Origin of the sequence: Cellulophaga baltica, assembly GCF_900102165.1 — a bacterium.
Classification (GTDB): domain Bacteria; phylum Bacteroidota; class Bacteroidia; order Flavobacteriales; family Flavobacteriaceae; genus Cellulophaga; species Cellulophaga baltica.
This window is the reverse complement of record NZ_FNBD01000009.1, coordinates 74,899-94,711: the sequence shown is the minus strand read 5'-3', so window position 1 is coordinate 94,711 and position 19,813 is coordinate 74,899. Positions and strand designations below refer to the sequence as shown.

Annotated in this window: 12 protein-coding genes; all 12 read right to left on the bottom strand. The window is 35.9% G+C overall.

Annotated elements, in window-relative coordinates:
• Window positions 1-77: 77 nt before the first annotated feature.
• The 12 genes from BLQ19_RS15595 to BLQ19_RS15540 all read right to left on the bottom strand — a co-directional run bounded on the left by BLQ19_RS15595 (window position 78) and on the right by BLQ19_RS15540 (window position 19,806).
• Window positions 78-1,004 carry a 3-keto-disaccharide hydrolase gene (locus BLQ19_RS15595; protein WP_074538954.1) on the bottom strand — a complete coding sequence of 309 codons (927 nt, stop codon included), beginning with the start codon at window positions 1,002-1,004 and terminating at the stop codon, window positions 78-80.
• A gap of 84 nt (window positions 1,005-1,088) precedes the next feature.
• Window positions 1,089-2,633 (bottom strand): alpha-L-fucosidase, encoded by a 1,545-nt coding sequence (locus BLQ19_RS15590; protein WP_025615688.1) that lies wholly within the window; start codon window positions 2,631-2,633, stop codon window positions 1,089-1,091.
• A 116-nt stretch (window positions 2,634-2,749) separates the two neighbouring features.
• Window positions 2,750-4,372 carry a DUF5060 domain-containing protein gene (locus tag BLQ19_RS15585; RefSeq protein WP_074538953.1) on the bottom strand — a complete coding sequence of 541 codons (1,623 nt, stop codon included), beginning with the start codon at window positions 4,370-4,372 and terminating at the stop codon, window positions 2,750-2,752.
• Between the two features lie 26 nt (window positions 4,373-4,398).
• A complete protein-coding gene (locus BLQ19_RS15580; RefSeq protein WP_074538952.1) occupies window positions 4,399-6,087 on the bottom strand; it encodes a sulfatase family protein in 1,689 nt (562 codons plus the stop codon).
• 165 nt (window positions 6,088-6,252) lie between these two features.
• Window positions 6,253-7,251, bottom strand: a complete 999-nt coding sequence (locus BLQ19_RS15575; protein ID WP_074538951.1) for a family 16 glycosylhydrolase — start codon at window positions 7,249-7,251, stop codon at window positions 6,253-6,255.
• A 158-nt stretch (window positions 7,252-7,409) separates the two neighbouring features.
• Window positions 7,410-8,966 carry a hypothetical protein gene (locus tag BLQ19_RS15570; RefSeq protein WP_025615692.1) on the bottom strand — a complete coding sequence of 519 codons (1,557 nt, stop codon included), beginning with the start codon at window positions 8,964-8,966 and terminating at the stop codon, window positions 7,410-7,412.
• Window positions 8,967-8,976: 10 nt separating this feature from the next.
• Window positions 8,977-10,779 carry a RagB/SusD family nutrient uptake outer membrane protein gene (locus BLQ19_RS15565; RefSeq protein ID WP_074538950.1) on the bottom strand — a complete coding sequence of 601 codons (1,803 nt, stop codon included), beginning with the start codon at window positions 10,777-10,779 and terminating at the stop codon, window positions 8,977-8,979.
• Between the two features lie 12 nt (window positions 10,780-10,791).
• A complete protein-coding gene (locus tag BLQ19_RS15560; protein ID WP_024481475.1) occupies window positions 10,792-13,926 on the bottom strand; it encodes a SusC/RagA family TonB-linked outer membrane protein in 3,135 nt (1,044 codons plus the stop codon).
• Window positions 13,927-14,236: 310 nt separating this feature from the next.
• On the bottom strand, window positions 14,237-15,730 hold the full coding sequence (locus BLQ19_RS15555; RefSeq protein WP_074538949.1) for an alpha-L-fucosidase: 1,494 nt from the start codon (window positions 15,728-15,730) through the stop codon (window positions 14,237-14,239).
• A gap of 25 nt (window positions 15,731-15,755) precedes the next feature.
• Window positions 15,756-17,150 carry a DUF2231 domain-containing protein gene (locus tag BLQ19_RS15550; protein WP_074538948.1) on the bottom strand — a complete coding sequence of 465 codons (1,395 nt, stop codon included), beginning with the start codon at window positions 17,148-17,150 and terminating at the stop codon, window positions 15,756-15,758.
• 22 nt (window positions 17,151-17,172) lie between these two features.
• Window positions 17,173-18,279 (bottom strand): twin-arginine translocation signal domain-containing protein, encoded by a 1,107-nt coding sequence (locus BLQ19_RS15545; protein WP_025615697.1) that lies wholly within the window; start codon window positions 18,277-18,279, stop codon window positions 17,173-17,175.
• A 15-nt stretch (window positions 18,280-18,294) separates the two neighbouring features.
• Complete coding sequence (locus tag BLQ19_RS15540) at window positions 18,295-19,806, bottom strand: DUF1501 domain-containing protein (protein ID WP_074538947.1); 1,512 nt, start codon at window positions 19,804-19,806, stop codon at window positions 18,295-18,297.
• Between the last annotated feature and the right edge of the window lie 7 nt (window positions 19,807-19,813).

Here is a 19,813-nt window from a genome sequence, read left to right as displayed (position 1 = left end):
ATTAATTTAAGAGACTAGGATTGCAGACTACGTATGTTCTAGAATATAGAACGGATGATTAATTACACCTGAAAGGCTTATAAGCCTTTAAATTTTTCTGGAAACGCAGTAATAGGTGTTAGTGTTAAATCTTTGTAGTATACTTCTGCTGCTTCTGATTGTAATTGAATCTTACCTTTAGTAACCGTGTATGTTTTTCCATCCAAATCATAGCGAATATTCTTTACGTTGTTCACTACAAAACCATTTACGACATGAAGACTTTCACTTCCTAAGCAATAAATCTCTAAAGTGTTCCATTCTCCATGTGGCTTTTCATGTAAAGTAGCTTTACTAGCTTGTCCCGATTCAAAATCTGCTCCCCATTTTAAAGGCGTTAAAGACCCTTTAGGATTATAAACAAAATAAGGTTTACCGTCGCTTCTCATTTTTTTATCCGAAGGGACATCCCCGTAGACATCACCTAAAGCAATGAAATCTCCACAATCTCCTTCTTGAACTTGAAACTCAGCACTAGCCATCCACACATTCCAGAAAGCACCATGGGGGCCTTTAGCATGATAGAGTATGCCACTATCTCTTTTTGTAGTTAATCTTGGTTCCCATTTCTTATCTCCCCATTTAAATTGAACTGATAGATGATAGTTACCATATTCTTTTTTCGTCGTTAACCCTCCGTAAATTTCTCCTGTTATTTTTAGTATAGCTTCTCCGTTTTCCTCTTGTACCGAAAAGACATTTTTTACATCCTTATGCAATCCTAAAGGCTTGCCTGTTTGAACATTATCAAACTTATCTACGTCTAAATCTACAGAAGTATGAACCGCCCCTATCCAGACTTCCCAATTAGATAGATTTTTCTCAAACATATTTGTTGTTAGGGTATTCTTCTCTGTTATGGTTGTGACCTCTGCAGAACTTTTACACCCTACCATAAAAAGTAATAGAGCGCTTAGCGTGTAAACGGGTATGTTGGAATAGTGTGAATTTCTAAATTTCATCATGTATAGATTAGGATTAAAAAAAAATGCCAAGACTCGTCAGAAAACAAAGCCTTGGCACATACTAAAAATTAAACTACAGTACTACTAAAAATCGAATTGAATAACATAAGCAAAGTCTCCTGGTTTTTCTGTTGGCATTGTTACTTTTAAACCATCAGCCTCTTGACTCCATTTTATTTTGTCTGGACTACCTAAAACTTTCGCATTGGTAATCTTTAAATCTTTTACATATTCTGAATTTTTGGCAAGCGACTCAATTGTTACAATCCCATCTTCTGGCCAATCAAGAACGATAGCAAATAACTTATTATCTTTTGTTGTAAATCTGATGTCTTTGGAAGACAAACCTTCATTATCACCTTCTGAGTGGTGTCCTTTTTTTACTTCTGTAGGACCTTCACCAAAAGTTTTCCAGTAGGTAGTATCATATATTGCATCGCCATTAATTTTTAACCAATCGCCAATTTGAAATAATATAGCTTGCTGATCTTCTGGAATAGTACCATCAGCTTTTGGACCTACATTCAGTAATAGATTTCCATTCTTACTAACAATATCAATTAAATCATCTACAATTTCATTGGCGGTCTTAGATTCCCAATTGGTTACATGACTCCAAGAGTTTTTACCTATTGAGGTATCCGTTTGCCATGGCAATTTTCTAATTCCAGGTAGTTTACCTCGTTCTAAATCATAGATAACTGTTCCTTCTGGAAATGCTTCATGAGAGAAGTTTTTATCCTGCAACACTACTTCTTTTCCCCACTCAATACCTTTATTGTAATAATAGGCGGCTAATTTAGGGCGTTGATCTGCAAAATCAGGGATATCTAAATAAAAATCGAACCATAAAATATCTGGTTGATAGTTATCTATAATATCTTTTGTTCTTGCCCACCAAAGCTCCTTAAATTCTTCAGATACAGGTTGCGTTAAATCTTTACCCTTGGTAGAATACAAATCTGAATATTCTGGGTCTGTCGTATCAAATTTATCTTTTTTATTATAGAAAGACCAGTTGAAGGCAAAGTGAGAAGAAGCTCCCATGATCATACCTTTATCTCTACCAGCTTTAAATAATTCGCCCAAAATATCTTTTTTAGGCCCCATATCTACCGAGTTCCAACGGGTCACATTTGATTTGTACATGGCAAAACCATCGTGATGTTCTGCCACAGGAATCACGTACTTTGCACCAGCTTTCTCAAAGATGTTGATCCACTCATTGGCGTCAAATTTTTCACCTTTAAACATTGGAATAAAATCTTTATATCCAAACGTTTTTGGATCTCCCCAATTTTCTTTGTGATGTAAAAAAACATCTGAGGGACCCTTTTCTCCTAATTTTAATTGCGCAGAAAATGTAGCTGTATCCATATACATTTTTCGAGGATACCATTCTGAACTATAAGCAGGAACACTGTATGCTCCCCAGTGGATAAAAATTCCAAACTTTTTTTCATTAAACCATGTTGGGTCTTTATAATTTGCTTTTATAGATTCCCAGTTTGCTTCATATACAGGCTTCTCTTGCTCTACAGTTTCTTTTTTCTCCTTTTTATCAGCACAGGAAGAAATTGCCAACGAACAAACCAGAATGGCAAACAACATATATCTTTTTAAATTCATGGTAAATAATTCTTAAATGGTTTCCTTTAGTTTCTGTAGCGAAATTCGAATTATCCCGCGAAAAGCATTAAAACGTATGTCTTTAATAATAGAGCAAATGATTAAAACACCTGTTTTTAGGGCTGTCTGAGCTCAGAAATCAAAATAGCGTCTGCTTTTCCAGACCAAGGAGATATAAACTTACCTGAATCTTGCATAGCTGCTACACTAGTAAATTCACCGGTTACTGAATTAAACCATTGCACAGTTCTTTTACTACTTTCTTTTTTCAAAAATGCAGCGTCTATACCGTAATTTTCTTTATGAATGTAGAGTAAAACAGTCTTCTCATCATTCGTTAGATTGTAAGCGCTGCCATTTTGCCAAGGTGTGGGTTTCATTTTGCTAAAATCAAATGCAGTGAATAATTTCATCATGTGTTGAAAATATTCAAATTTTGGTTTTTTAAAATCTTCTGGCTGTTCAAAAGGATTGTAAATAATAGCATTCCAAGAAGCTCCTTGCCAATAATACGTAGTGTATACTCCTGCAAACAAACACATATAATTTCTTCTTAGGCACGTTTCTGCGTTCGTATAATCTCCTGTAAAAACCGTATACGGAGCTTCTTCATAACCGCCATGCTCTATATTAAATACAGGCTTGTCCTTAAATTTTGTCTGAGCAGCTAACATCTTGTCATATAGATTGTGCGACCAGTTTTGGGTAGATATAAAGTCCACCTTTTCAGGGAAATTAGAACAGTATTTAAAATCATGTACCGACACCAATCTATTAAATTGATCTGCTTTACGCAGTCTTTCAATTCTTCCATGAATATAGGCTTCATCTGCTCTACCATAATACAAAGCTTCTTTAGAAATATCCCAAACCATATTTGGGAAGGCCTGATAACGTTTTACCACATAATCAAAATACATATTATCTGCCTCGCTATTCATATCGGGCCAGGCGACTAATTTGTTCCAGACATAAATCATCAAATGTGATGCTATGCGCTTATCGTGCATTGAGCTGATGGTCCGGTCTAGCTTTTGAAAAAATTCTGGATTCAAGGCACTATAATCAGGAGTATCATTTGTTCCTAGAAAAGGAAATATATCCTTTGGCCCTCCAAATTCGTGCTCTGGATGCTGTGCTAGTTTCGCATCTTTCTGCCAACTCACATCATAAGAAAATACGTTCATCACAATTTGATTGAATCCGTTTTCCTTTATTAAATCCAGTAAATGATCTGTCTTAGGCAAGCTTTTTTCCGTATGATAATCTAAGGCATACAGCCAATCACATTCAAAAGCTAATAAAAAATAAGGCGTACCATCTTCATAATAAAAGTGTTGAGGATCTTCTTCTTTAATTACAATACCTCCATGATTCGTATTACTCGAAGCCACTACCTTAACTTTACCTTTCTTCGGATTCAGTGCTTTTAGAACGGATGCGGTTTCATAGGTATATTGCCCTTCCTCATTACTAGAAAAACGAATGATCCACTCATTTTTGCCGTTATAAAAACCAAGTACTTTTTGTTGCTTACCCTTTTCATTCGTAAAAATTGCTGAAAAATCTGTAGTGTAGGGTGCTACTGCTTCTTCATTACTTTTAAAACTAATATCCACAACTTCCCATTTTGGAATGGAAATAACTCTAGAAGTATACCGCTCTTTTTTCATTTGGCTGTTTCCTGCAACAGAAACTAGCAACACCATAACTACCAATATTTGAATGCTGATTTTCATAAAAAGTTGGTTCTACAAGGTTATATTTAATCGTTCCAATGGGCGTCAATCACCTTCTGAATATGTGGATATTTTTCCCCGTCTTCTTCATTTAAGCTTTTACGTTTTGCTATCAACTGATTTTTTAAATCGGCAATAACAGCCTTGTATTCTGGATTGTTATAAGCATTATTCATCTCTTTAGGATCTTTACTGAGATCATAAAATTCCCAAGCCACGGGAGTATCCATTTCAAACCGGTTACCCCAACTCTTTTTATTCCATGTAGCTTCTGGATCTTTGGTGTCTACCCAATACTTACCATAGAAAAAGATAAGCTTGTATTGCTTTGTTCGAATTCCGAAATGCGCTGGATTGGCATGTGCATGAGCCATATGCATCCAATACCTATAATAGGTAGACTGTTGCCAATCTTCTGGCTCTTCGCCTGTTTCTAAAATAGTTTTGAAGCTATGCCCCTGCATTTGCTTTGGTGCTGTGCCCCCTGCTAAATCAATTAAGGTTGGAGCAAAATCGGTATTATTAATAATTGCATTTGTTCTGGTATTGGGCTTAATTTTTTCTGGATAATGCACAATAAATGGCATACGCATAGATTCTTCATACATCCAACGTTTGTCTATATAATCATGCTCCCCAAGCATAAAGCCCTGATCTCCCGTATATACAATGATGGTATTGCTATCATACAACCCTTCTTCTTTTAGATATTTAATTAAGCGTGCCACATTATCATCTACCCCTTTTACGCAACGCAGGTATCTTTTTAGATATTCTTGATAAGTAGCATGCGTATAAGCCTTATCACTTAAATCTAAATTTGTCCCTACTGAGGCATCAAAATCTGGGTTTGATATTTTAGTAAAAGCATCACTCCACAAACGCATTCCCATACTTCTTATGGTATTTCTTTTAGAAACTGATGAGCCAATTACACTAAGTAAGGAGTCATTTTTTCCGCGTGTTGCTATAGAACCATTATTCCCATTTTCGTACAAACTTGCAGGCTCAGGAATATAGGTATCTGCTAAATAATCATTATAGCGTGGCGCATATTCAAAATCATCATGGGGCGCTTTAAATTGAACCATCAACATAAATGGTTTGTTTTTGTCTCTTTTATTTTTAAGCCAATCTATAGAGATGTCTGCCACAATATCTGAACTGTGACCTGAATATTTTTTTCCCTCATATTCTGGTGTTCCGTATTCCGCGAAATTCATTCCACTTTCCGTCAAATTAGGATCAAAATAAGATCCTTGCCCTCCATGCTCTGTAAAAATGTTGTAATAATCAAAATTCGGCTTTTCACCCAAATGCCATTTTCCAATTAGAGAAGTTTGATAGCCTAATTTTCTAAGTTCTTCCGGTAAATATTGATTCGCTGTCTCTAAATGTCCCTCTAAATCTAATACTCCATTTGCTTGACTATACTGTCCTGTAAGGATGGTTGCTCTACTTGGTGTACAAATAGCGTTGGTTACGAAGCAATTGTCAAAGACCATTCCTTCATGCGCCAATTGATCTAAGGTTGGAGTAGGATTTAAACTTGCCAACCTACTGCCATAAATACCAAATGCTTGTGTGGTATGATCATCTGCCATGATGTAAATAATATTTGGCTTTTTAGTGGGGATTACTTCTTCTTGAGCAGCTTCCTTGCAAGAAAAAAAGGAGATGGATAGAACGGAAAGTACAAAGATTTTTTTAAGCATTTTTCAATATTTTTTTGTCTTTATATAAAAAGGAAAAAGCGCTAGAAGCGCTTTACAAAAGTTAGCTATTTTTTAAGAATATAAGATAACATATGATTTTATGAATAAAACGTATGAGTTAGAATCCTACTCATACGTTTTATAGCACTTGTTATTTTAATTCCTTTAATTAGCTGGAACCGGTTTAAAAATACGGATCCAGTCTACTTTAAAAGTGTTATTTTCTTTATTTTCTAATTCCTTGTCAGAAGGTGTAATATTTTTATCAGAGCGCCAGGTTTGATCTTCTGCATTGATAATAATATCCATAGGCTTGTATAAGCCCTTACCTTCTGCAAAATTATTAGGATCAATCATTTCTGAACCAGAAGTTGTTCGTACCAATTTACCATCTATATAGTATTCTAAATGAAACGGATCTTTCCAATACACTCCTACAATATGATAGTCTTCTCTCCATAAGGTACCATCACGATACCAACTACCAGGGTCTGTTGGTTGGTAGTCTTGAAAAGGATCTCTAATAAACATATGATGACTTATATGAATACGTTCTGCATACCAGGTTTGATCACTATCGGCTAATTCTGAATAACTAGCACCATAAGCTTCTACAATATCTATTTCTTGTGTATCATCAGAACTCAATAACCAAACATCTGAAGCCAGAGTTGTATTGGCTATTTTAACATTTGCCTCAATATAAACAGGGTATACTACCTGTTCTTTAGAAGTGATGCAGCCTAAATTTATTTTATTAGAACCTTCTGCTCTATTTGCAATCATTTGCAAATTACCATCGGCCACTAAAGAATTTTCTCTTCTCCACTCCGTTAATCCTGGCCCTTTCCATTGGTTGTGGTAAAAATCTGTCCATTTCTTATCAAATTCAGTTCCCTTAGCATCGGCAGGAGCATCATAATCAAAATCATCCGAAAGCTCTTGAAATTCCCATACCTTACCGGCACCCGCATCTGCTGGCACGGGAATAGTTTTCCAATCTGCGGTAGTCTCCTCTTCTACTTCCGCTTCTACTTCCTCTTCAGGAGTAACCGTTTCTTCTTGACTTTCTTCTTCTACCGTCTGCTTTTCTTCCCCATTACTTTTACTACAAGAAAGTACTTGAAAGATTAAAACAAAGGCTACCAATTTAAGTTTTATCATAATTCTATATCTGTTTATTGTGTTCTCAAATTTCATTATTGAATTTAAAGAATCCTTAAAATGAAACTAGATAAAATATAGACAATGCTATTTTTTATCGCAAAAAAGGGCTTCATAGATAATATGAAGCCCTTTGTCTAAAAATTTACTAACCCATCTTATGGTCTATCATCTACTATTATAATTCGGATATCATCAAAATAAAGTGTTCCCGAACCACTATGTCTTAAATACAAATTAAAATCATCTGCCGTTGTTCCTGTAGCCCATTGCTTACCTGGTCTTATAGTTACCCAAGTATTCTCTGGAGCCGTTGCAATATCATTATGCCAGAACTGCGTAACTGTTCCTCCTGTATTATTAATCCAAGGAGCCATAAAATTTAAATTAGCACCAGTAGCTTTATAAACTTTGTATTCATATTGAACCAATACTCCTGCATCTAAATGAAATAGATCTACAAGATTCTCAAAAGAAGACCAATTACCAGATGCACCTGCATCCACCTTTAAACTACTAACACCACTAGCTGCTTGTTCTGTTGAAATATCAATGGTAGTGGTTGGCAAATTTTCTACATTTGCCGTCCAATTACCGCCATTAGATTCAAAATCAAACTTTACAATTTCATGCTGAAACATGGCTACGGGAACGTCTGTAAATGCACCCGGAATTCGTGTGTCCGTAGATTCAAAATCTCCGCTTCCATCATAAGAAACTGTGATTACATCTGATCGATAAATTTGTTCTTGTAATTTAATTTCTAAAAGTGTTGCATTTGAAGCATTAAGCCCTATGGATGCTATTGCAAAAGGAGTACCATTTACGGTAACCGTAAAATGAGAACTTTGATCTGAAAAAGGAGCAAATTCTCCATTATACGGTATTTGAATTGTTTGATTCTCTAACTCTACAACTTCGCCAGCTACTTCAAAAGGTAAGGAAGAAGGTATAACGGTTATTGTTGCAGGTATCTTATAGTTATCAAAATCTCCAGGAATACTCTCCCCTTGTCTACTTATATTTAAGTTTCCTTTATAACTTCCTAATTTATTAAATTGAATTACGGAAAGAGAATCTGTTTTTGTTACTCCTGCTATAGACCATGATCTTGTATTAGGGCGCCCTATGGTAGATACATCTACAAATTCTAGAGTAGAACCTGCCTCTACAATAATTTCATCCGTTTCAGACTCGTGAGGAACCACAATACCATTTTGACGAATTAGAATTTTTGGCACGATAGTATCGTATACATCTACAATAAATGTAGTATCAATAACCCATTTACCAGCAACTTCTTTTGAAGGAAATATAAATCCGTCTGCCCCCTTAAATTCAACATACTCGCTAAATTCATTGTATAAATTTACTTTTTTTAGTCCACCTTGTGTAAACAACACATGAATGGTCTCATCTTCACTTTCTAAGGATTCTGGTTGAATCTTAAAATCATCAAATATGGTATCACTTCTAGTGATTGGCCCTTTTAAATAAAAGCTCCCTTCCTCTATGGTCCATTTATGAGACAGCGCTCCTTGAGACAAATCTGAAAAAGAAGCAAAATTATTTACATTTACTTGTATAATGGTATCTCTAAAACCACTTGTATACCATGAAACATCTGATAAAGAATTTGGAGCATCATACTCATCCCTGTTACAGGCGGTAAAGAGGCCAATAACTAGGGCTATTATTATTAATTTATTTTTCATTTTGTTTTTTTTAGTTGTTCAAATTAGGATTAGCCGTAACCTCACTATTTGGTATTGGGTAATACCCGTGTAAATTTTCACTATAGTTTACTGCTGCTTGCGCATAATCTACATAAGTAAAACCACCAGCTATAGGATTTTCGCCTTCTATCAACAAAGCTCCCCATCTGGTTACTACTTTACCATCTGTATCTGTAGTTACATAATTATCGCCCCAATATTTTTTAGTACTTAAGTCTTGAAAACGTTGCTTTAAAACACCCCATCTTCTAAGGTCAAGAAAACGAATGGCGTGGCCTTCTTCTGCCAATTCCAACGGTCTTTCCACATACATTAAATGCTCCATTAGCTCTTGCGCTGAATACGCTACATTATCATGATCTGCACCTGGATAAGATCCTGTGCCATTTAAACCAATTAATTGCAACGCAGAACGGTGTCTCACTTCATTAACCAATGCCAAAGCATCATTTAAACCACCTTCATCTGTACCGCCTTTTATAAGACATTCTGCTAGCATTAAATATACATCTGCTAAACGTACGAGACGAATGTTAATTCCTGAACGAGTATTAGGAACAATGTCATTTTCTGAGTTTACCGTAGCCCAATTAGAATATTTTCTGAAATAAGCACATTCTTTATTATTAAACGGAGTTACCTGTCCCGGTAAAAAGCCTCCATAAAAAGGGGTATCTACATCATCTACAAGTGCTAACGAATAAGAGGTACGAAGAGAGTATGATCTAGGTCTAGTTAAGGTTACCGGATCACAACCTTCAGAACCATCTTCACAGGGTACAAAATTACGAGGATCGCTTAAATCCATCGCTTCATTTTTATACGCCATTTGCAGCCAACAACTAGGAACACCACTTCTGTAACCTCCTAAATTTCCAGGAGAAAAAGATCTACCTAAAGTATTTGATACATTCTGACTATCAAAAGGATTTAATTCTGCTTTGAAATTTACAGAGTAACTAACCTCCAAAATAGATTCTGAATTAAACTCTCCCGCTTCAGAAAAATTATCATCGATGTTATCTACTAAACTTCTCCCATATTCTGAGTTCGTGATGATATCATTAAAATATACTGCCGCTTGCGTATATTCTTCTTCATACAAATAACTTCTTCCTAACTCTGCCGCTGCCGCTGCAGATGTTACTCTTCCTAAGTTTACATTCCCATCCCAAGCTGGTGGTAAATTTTCATAAGCAAACTCAAGGTCGGCAATATAAAAAGCTTTCACATCACTTGCTGAGCTTACAGGTTGGTAAAATTCATCTTCAGATTCTGGAACAAAATCAAAAATAGGTACACTACCTTGGTTAAACATATTGTACAAGTAAGTATATGAAATACCTCTGAAAAATCTTGCTTGCGCTATTATTTCTGTAGCAAAATCTATTTTATCTTGATCTGTATACGTCTCTTTAAGTCTATTCCCATTTTCAATTACTTGATTAGCTCTGAAAATTACTACATACAATGCAGCCCATTTATTTCTGATGTCATTTTCAGCATCATTAAACGTTTGAAGATAAAACGCATTTTGTGTATTTGGTCTACCAAATCCCGGCCAAGTCATATCTGCCCGATGGTTTTCTGAGACTACATTAAAAATACTGGTATTCTTAAACCCATTATAAACAGAGGTTAAACCCGTATTAAGATCTACATTATTTTTCCAGAAACTACCCGTTGAAAGCTCATTAGGATTTGTTTCTGCTAAGAAATCATCAGAGCACGCCGTACCGCATATTATACACAGTAAAGCAACTACTATTTTATTAAAAATTATTTTTCTCATTGCTATGTTTTTTTAAAATTTAAATTCAATACCAGCTCTATATTGTGTGCTAATTGGGTACACCCCTGCATCTATTCCACGGGTATTTAAACCATCATTACCAATCTCTGGGTCAAAACCATCATAATTTGTTATGGTAATAAGGTTATCTGCTGCGAGGTAAAACCTTAGCTTACTAATTTTAAGTTTATCATTCCATTTTTTAGGTAAAGAATACCCCAATGTTAAGTTTCTTAATCTTGCGAAACTTCCATCCTGAAGCCAGTAATCTGTATAACCACGATAGTTGAAATTATCACGACCTCTATCTGCTGGGATATCTGATGTAGGATTTGTTGGAGTCCATTGATATACTAAGTCTTGATGGGTACCTTGCTTATAAGCATAAGCTTTACTACCATTAATAATTTCGCCACCAATTGCTGCGTACCAATTCATAGAGAAATCTATCCCTTTGTAATCTGCATTTAAGTTTAATCCTAATTCAAATTCAGGAGCTCCACTACCTTTGTATACTCTATCTTCTAGATCTATTAAACCATCGCCTTCATCAGGAATACCATCATTATTAGTATCTACAGTTAATTGATCTACATAACGCAGTGAACCCAAACTAGCTGTTTCATCTATTTTTTGATATTCTACCAATTCTTCTGGTGTTCTAACAAGGCCATCTGTTTCGATAAGGAAAAAAGCTCCCGCTTCATACCCTTCTCTTAATGCCGTTACTAAATCTTCTCCCGGTAATCCTGGAGCAACACTACTACCACTTAAAAAAGAAAACTTATTAGAATCGCTCATTCTAGTAATCGTGTTTTCATTCTTAGAATAATTTGCAGATACATTCCAGCTGAATTTTCCTCGGTGCTTATAATTAGCGCTCAGCTCTGTTCCGTAGTTACGCATATCACCCACATTAAGTATTACACTAGAGTTATTACCTCCACCAACGGTAGGTGGTAAAACAACAGGGAATAGCATATTTGTTCTAGAACCATCATACACTTCACTCGTAATTGTTAGTTTATTATTAAAAAATCCAAATTCTACCCCAAAGTTCTTTTCTATTTTTTTCTCCCATTTAGCATCTGGATTTTTATAAGCTTCTTGGACCGCTCCTAAAACTAAAGACTCATTAGCGCCAGTTCCAAAAACATAATCGTTACCTAATCCTATGGTAGGTTCTGTACTATAATCTAAAATACTTTGGTTCCCCGTAGTACCAGAACTCATTCTAATTTTAAAGAAGTTAAACGTATTTCCAAACACTTTATCCCAACCCTTTTCATCAGAAACAATCCACGCTGCAGATACTGAAGGTGCATAGATCCATCTATTCTCTTCTGAAAAACGACTTGTACCATCACGACGAAGACTGGCACTTAATAAATACTTCCCCTTATAATCATACTGAGCTCTTCCCAACATACCTATTAAGGTATTTATTCTATCTTGACCATATCCATTACCTGTCCCCACATTGGCATCTAATGTTGCACCATTTAGAGTTACAATTTCATTATTAAAAAGATCAAATTTTTGAGCAAAAAACGAATTGTAGGTGTATTTCTCTGTAGTATAGGCACCAACAAGAGTAACATGATGATCACCAAAATTCTTATCATAAGAGACAATCCCATCTAAAGTAGCACTGGTAGCTCTATCACTTTGATTATATACACCAGATCTTACTTGTTGCGGTATCAAATCACCATCTACACTATAGGCGGTAAACAATGGATTAATTCTAACTCTCGTATTATTTGTGCGACTCAAAGAACCACGTGTTGTAAATTTCAAGTTTTTAAGTACTTGATAATCTACTTGCATTCTCACATCAAAATTATCGCCATTCCTAACATCGGTCTGCTTTAACTTACTGGTCAAATAACTTAAGTTTACGGCATCATTACTGGTATTAGATCCTGCACTATCATCCTGAGTTGGAGAATTTGGATCTATCGCTTTTTGATAAGGTTTGTATCTATACCCATCTAACAAAATCTGCCAAGGTGTATAGTTTTGTTCATCTGTTCTTAAACCAACACCCGTTGTAAAGGTCCATTTATCTTTTTTATATGTAGTATTTGCTCTTACATTCAAACGGTCTAATCCAGAGTTTATTAATGATCCTTCTTGATCAAAATAGTTCATAGAAACATTATAGGTAAGTCCTTCTTTGCCTCCAGAGATATTTACATTATGATTTTGTATTAATGCCATATCGTTCTGTAAAAGATCCATCAGATAGGTATTGTTTGTAAAATCATTAGGATTTTGCTCTAGTGTCGTAAAAGAATTATTAGGGAACGTCCCATTCAAATTATTCAGTCTCAAAAACTGAGAGTACATAGAATCTTCAAAATTCATCAAAGGCACGCTAGAGGTAATATCTTGGACTCCCATATAGCTGGTCACTCCAATATTCATTTTTCCAACCTTACCGGTTTTTGTTGTGATCAAAATAACCCCAGCAGATCCTCTTGTACCATAGATTGCAGCAGAAGCAGCATCTTTAAGAACGTCTATAGTTTCAATTTCCGCAACACTTAATTGTGGGTTTCCATCTTGAGGTATTCCATCTACCACATATAGCGGACTATTACTTCCAAAAACAGAATTAATACCACGAATTAAAACGACTGCATCAGCGCCTGGTTGACCACTACTCGATGTCACATTCACACCAGCAATTTGTCCTTGAAGTGCGCTACCAATATCTGATGTTGATATTTTTTCAATATCTTCTGCTTGTACTTGCGCTACAGCACCAGTAACTTCTCTTCTTTTTTGAGAACCGTAACCAATAACAACCACTTCTTCCAATGCAGCAACATCTTCTGTCAAGACCACATTAATAGTACTCTTTGAATTTACAGGTATTTCCTGAAGTTGATAACCGATATAACTAAAGATTAATGTACTATTTGGCGGAGCTTGTATTTCATAATTTCCATCAAAATCTGATACCGCTCCGACTGCGGTACCTTTTACCACGATGCTTACGCCCGGAAGAGGCTCACCTTCTCCAGTGATAATCCCCTTTACGCTTTTTGATTGCGCCTGTACCAAACCAAAGCCAACAATACATAATATTGCTGTCAGAAAAACCTTGAGTCTAGACTTGACAAATAAATTAAATTTCATATTCTGTTCTTTTTAAGTTTAGTTAGACAAATTTTGATTTTATTTAGATCAAGGGGCGTAACAAATGTTTTTTTAAACGGAACATATGTATAAAATCTTAAAAAAATGTTAACCAAACCCTTATAAAAGCCTAAAAAACACATACAAAGTGAAGTATTTACATTTAGCCTATATCAATTCTGCGAAATAAGAAAAAAAATGTTAAAATATTTAGAATTTGAAAAGTAATTTAAATGTTAGGCAAACACTTTTGAAACAGAAAGTCATTTGTTCTAAAAGTGCACAACAGAAAAGGAAAGGAGGTATTTTTTTATTTAGAAAATTCAATTTTATACACAAAAGCGAAGTCGCCAATCTTGCTCTTACTAGGTTGAATAATCAAAGTGGTTTCACTTTGTTTCCACTTGATTACTTCTTGACTGCCTAATAAATGAATGCTTTTAATTTTTTGCTCTTGGCTCCCCAACGATTTTATAAGCACTTCTTTTTCTGGCCAATCTAAAACCGTTGCGTAGAGAATGTCATCATTAGTAGTAAACCGAATATCTTCTGCTGTATTATCTGGATTTTTATGTTCACTTAAATGGCCTTCTACAACCTCTGCTGGTCCTTCACCATAAATTTTCCAGGGCCTGGTTCCGTAAATAGCTTCGCCATTTACAGCTAACCAATCTCCCATTTGCAGCAGTCGCTCTTGTACCTGAGAAGGTATTTCTCCCGCCGCTGTAGGTGTAATATTTAATAGTACTGCACCATTTTTACTAACCACATCCACCAAAAAATCTATAAGTCTGTTAGTAGATTTGTATTCTGGGTTCTGAATATTGCTCCACGCTTTCCAATCAATAGAATCATCTGTAAGCCAAGTAAACTCTTTTTTTTCACTCATTCTAGAGCGCTCAAGATCTAAAACTGCAGAACCTACCGCTAAATCTTCAAACTTGTAAGTAACAACAACCTCTTTCCCTTTCTTAAGACCGCGATTGTAAAAATCAGCTAAAAACTGCTTTCTATATTTTTCTCCTATGATATCCATTTTATTATCAAACCATACAATATCTGGATCATATTTAGTCGTCAATTCGGTAAGCCTATCTAACCATTCTTGATTAAATGCAGCACTTGGCAAAGGATGTGTAGGTTTATTCGCCATCACAAAAGTACCTTCTGGAACTTTTGGGCCATAGAGGCCCTCATAAAGCGGATTTGAGGCATCTGTACTTTCATCCCATGTTGGATACCATGCATACAACCAGTGCCGATGGTAGGTAGTTATAAATTTAAGTCCACGAGATTTTATGGCCTTTTCCATAGCTCCTACCACGTCTATTTTCGGTCCCATATCTTTAGCATCCCATTTGGTAAGTTGGCTATCCCACATAGCAAAACCATCCGCATGTTCTGCGATAGGACCAGCAAATTGAGCCCCTGCTTTTACAAACAAATCTGCCCAAACCTCAGCATCAAATTTTTCTGCTTTAAACATGGGAATAAAATCTTTATACCCAAAAGTATCTAAAGTTCCGTAGGTTTCTTTATGATGTTTATTGATAAGATGCCCATCCACATACATCCAACGAGAATACCACTCATTTTCATAGGCAGGAACGGAATAAGGTCCCCAGTGAAAATAAATTCCGAATTTTAAATCTTTGTACCATGCTGGAACTTCATACTGTTGTAAAGATTCCCAATCAGCGGTATATTTCTGCGTACCAATTTCTGTATCAGCCATCATCTTTTGCGAGGTACAACTGATTGTAATTAATGCGATAATACTACTGAATACAATACCTTTCTTCATGGGCTTTGATGCTATCTATATAAATTTACTCAATTATAATCTTAGGAAAATCCTCTATTGATTGTTTCTCTACGTCCTCTTTTTTAATATTTGTTTTCCAGACATAGGCATATTTAAGGCGCTTCATTTCCGAAAAAGCAGGGATACTTTTTGACGTTATTTTAGTCCCTAATAAATTGACACTTGTTAAATTCTCTAATTTTATTAGCGGGGTTACCGCAGCATCAGACAATGGGTTATCATTCAATTTTAGTTTTTGAACGTTTGGAAATTGAGCAATCAACGCTATATGTTCATCCGCTATCTGATTATCTTCTAACGATAACCAAAGGATATTTTCTTTTATCGAAAGCAATTTTTCTAATTTTTCAGACATGCTTTTTGGCGTGCCATTTACATTAGAATTTGGCGCTAAAACCACTTCATATAAACCCGATTCAAATGCGAGTTCTCTAAGCCTAAACCCTTCTGCTTGTAACGCAATTATGGCGTCATCCGGAACCAATGCTACTTTAGGTGTTTCTATTTCAGCACCTTGAGAAGTAGAAGTGCCAGATAGTCCCAACATTGTACTAGCTATTCCTGTAATAGTTTCATTGGTTTCTACGGCGGCGACTTTTGTGCTGAAACCCGCTTTAGCATTTTCTATCCAATACGTTAAAATGGCTATTTCTTCTTCGGTCAAAGGAGTTTTACCTTCGGGAGGCATAAAATTATCATCATGCGGATCTAATACTACTCTTTTAAGTATTTCAGAATTGTTGGCATCCCCAGGAATTAGTATCTCCCCATTTTTACCACCCACTAAAATAGACACACTGTCTGCAATAGAGAGTCCTCCTTTTTTCTTACTAGAATTATGACAGCTTCCACACTTATTTTGCAAAATAGGGGCCACAAGATAACCAAATACCTCAGCATCCTGGACCTTAGTAACCGCAACAAGCTCCTTTTTGTCTACACCACCAAAAGGCAAGTATTTTACCAAATAGTCACTACCGTGGGTAAGGTTACCGCCATAATGCCCGGTTACGCTTAATAAAATAACTAGTAATGTAAGTGCCGCTATGTTCGGTTGAAGCTTGTTTAAGCTTGCTATATTAATTTTTTCAATTCTGATAAGCCACGCTAAAAATGCAATAGCTGTAGTGGCAATACCAAACCAAAAGTGGGTATCTAGAGCACTCTCTTCATAATCACCACTTAAGGACAACATGTATCCTAAAATACAGGCCACGGTACCACTAAGTGCTCCTAAGAACAAGGCTAACGGAATTCCTGAAGTAAGTACAGGGTTCTTTTTCCACCGACTAAATACTTCCAAAACAAAGGCAAAAAACAAAAAGCCAATAGGCAAATGCACGACAAGAGGGTGAAACCTGCCTAAAAACAATACAATATCTGGAACACTATTCTCCATAACAATAACTTCTTAATCCTTTTTAAACGCGTTCTAATTTGATTGGTGCTGTTTTATTGGCATTCCACTGGCAGATGTATAAATTTTTATCTTCATCTACGCATACATCATGACCATGTAAAATAGGTTTATTTTCTAGTTGATATGATTTCTGCAGTGTTCCTTTTTTATAGTCTGGCGCGGTTCCTCCTGGATTGGAAACAACAGTATCCCCTTCTAAAATAGTCACAAAACCAGTATGATCTTTCCAGTTTGTTTTTCCTTCTTTTGGTTGCGACCAACAGACACCTGCATATAAATTAATATCATCAAAAACAGGTCTACACACTTGCATATTTGGCAAGAATAAGGTCTTGACATACGTACCATCTAAAGTAAACCATTTAAAAGATTGTTGGTTTCTTGAAGTACAAACAACCATTGGATTATTTTTATCTCTATGATCTATAGCTACACCATGCGCATTCTGCAAATTATAATTAGCATCTTCATTATCATGACCTCCCCATTTACGTATAAACTCGCCTTTATAAGAATATTGTAAAATAAAATCTTGACCATAACCATCTGCCACATAAATATCTCCATTAGGGCCAATAGCGACTTCTGTAGGACAAAAATTTAATCCTGATTCATAAACTCCAATGGTCTGCGGGTGTCCAATATCAAACAGAACTTTCCCATCTGTAGTTGTCTTGCTTATTCTACCATTATGCTTAACCCATTGTCCTGTTTTATTTAAATACCATCCTGAATCTGCAAGAAATAAAAAGTCTTCCCCACCTTCATTAGAAATAGTTAATCCGTGACCTCCTGGATAAGCGGTACCCCAATAATCTAGGAGCTTTCCCGATTTATCAAAAATTAGAACATTATTTTTAGGATGATCTCCTATCATAATCAACCGTCCTTTACTATCCATTTGCATTTCATGGCAATTTAATAAAGGGGTTCTTACCGAACTTATTTGTGCCCAGTCATTATGAACTTTGTATTGGTAATCACCATGACCTAAAATGGTTTCTTCTGGCTTATTATTTTTTAATATGGTAAAGCCGAATGACGGTACAGCCGCTAATGCTGCCGTCGCTGCAGTGGTCTTTTTTATAAAATTTCTTCTGGTTGGCATTGTGTTGATTTTATATTAGGTAAGTAAACTTTTAACCACATTTCCATGAACATCGGTTAATCGATAACGTCTCCCTTGATGTTTAAATGTTAATCTTTCATGATCTACCCCAAAGAGGTGTAATAGTGTTGCATGAAAATCATGGACATGCACAGGATCTTTCACCACATTATAACTAAAATCATCTGTCTCGCCGTAGCTAAACCCAGGCTTAACACCTGCTCCTGCCATCCACATAGTAAATGCTTTTGGATGATGATCTCTTCCGTAATTTTCTTTAGTAAGTTGCCCTTGTGAGTATACTGTTCTACCAAACTCACCACCCCAAACAACCAAAGTATCATCTAACATACCTCGTTGTTTTAGGTCTTTTATCAAAGCCGCTGTAGGTTGATCTGTTTTTTGCGATTGGCTCTTAACTCCTCCAGGACAATAGTTATGTTGATCCCATCCTTGGTGATATAATTGCACAAATTTCACTCCCTTTTCCAATAGCTTTCGTGCCATTAAACAATTAGCTGCATAAGTTCCTGGATCCCTACTATCTTTACCGTACATCTCAAAAGTACTGTCTGACTCATCTGATAAATCTGAAACTTCAGGCACCGAAGTTTGCATTTTAAAGGCCATTTCATATTGCGACATTCTAGCCTGAATTTCTGGATCTCCGTAAGCATCTTTTTGTAAATCATTTAAATCACCCAAATAATCTAACATATGTCTACGGTCCTGACCATCATAATTTTCAGGATCACTTAGATACAATACTGGATCTTTTCCTGATCTAAATTGCACCCCTTGATGTTCTGTAGGCAAAAATCCATTACCCCATAAACTAGCTTTTAAAGGTTGCCCTTTTCCATTTTTAGAAACTAGCGTAATAAATGTAGGTAAGTTTTCATTGTCTGAACCCAAGCCATAACTCAACCAAGAACCAATAGAAGGTCTTCCTGGCAACTGATTCCCCGTTTGCATAAAGGTAATAGCAGGAGTATGGTTTATTTGATCTGTTTGCATACCTTTTATAAAACACAAATCATCTACCACTTCCGATAAGTAAGGCATAGCATCACTCACCCAAGCCCTAGATTCTCCATATTGCTTAAAATTAAATGTAGATGGCGCTATGGGCAAGGTACTTTGGTTACCACTCATCCCTGTTAGTCTTTGACCACTCATCACCGAATCTGGTAATTCTTTTCCAAACATGTCCGTCAATTTTGGTTTGTAATCAAACAAATCCATCTGTGAAGGGCCACCACTTTGAAATAAATAAATAATCCTCTTTGCTTTTGGCAAATGATGTGGTAAGCCTAGTCTATTTTTATTGTAGGATTTTAAAATATCTTCAGGTGAGCTATCTTTCCCGATACCCGCGAACATTCTATCTGCCCCTAAAAGACTGCCTAAAGCCAAAGCACCAAGTCCTAATGATGTTTTCTTTAAAAACTGTCGTCGGTCTGCTTGTCTTTCTACGTCTTGTAAATCTTTATTATTAGACCTTAATTGTTGATGATCGTTACACATTGTTTTA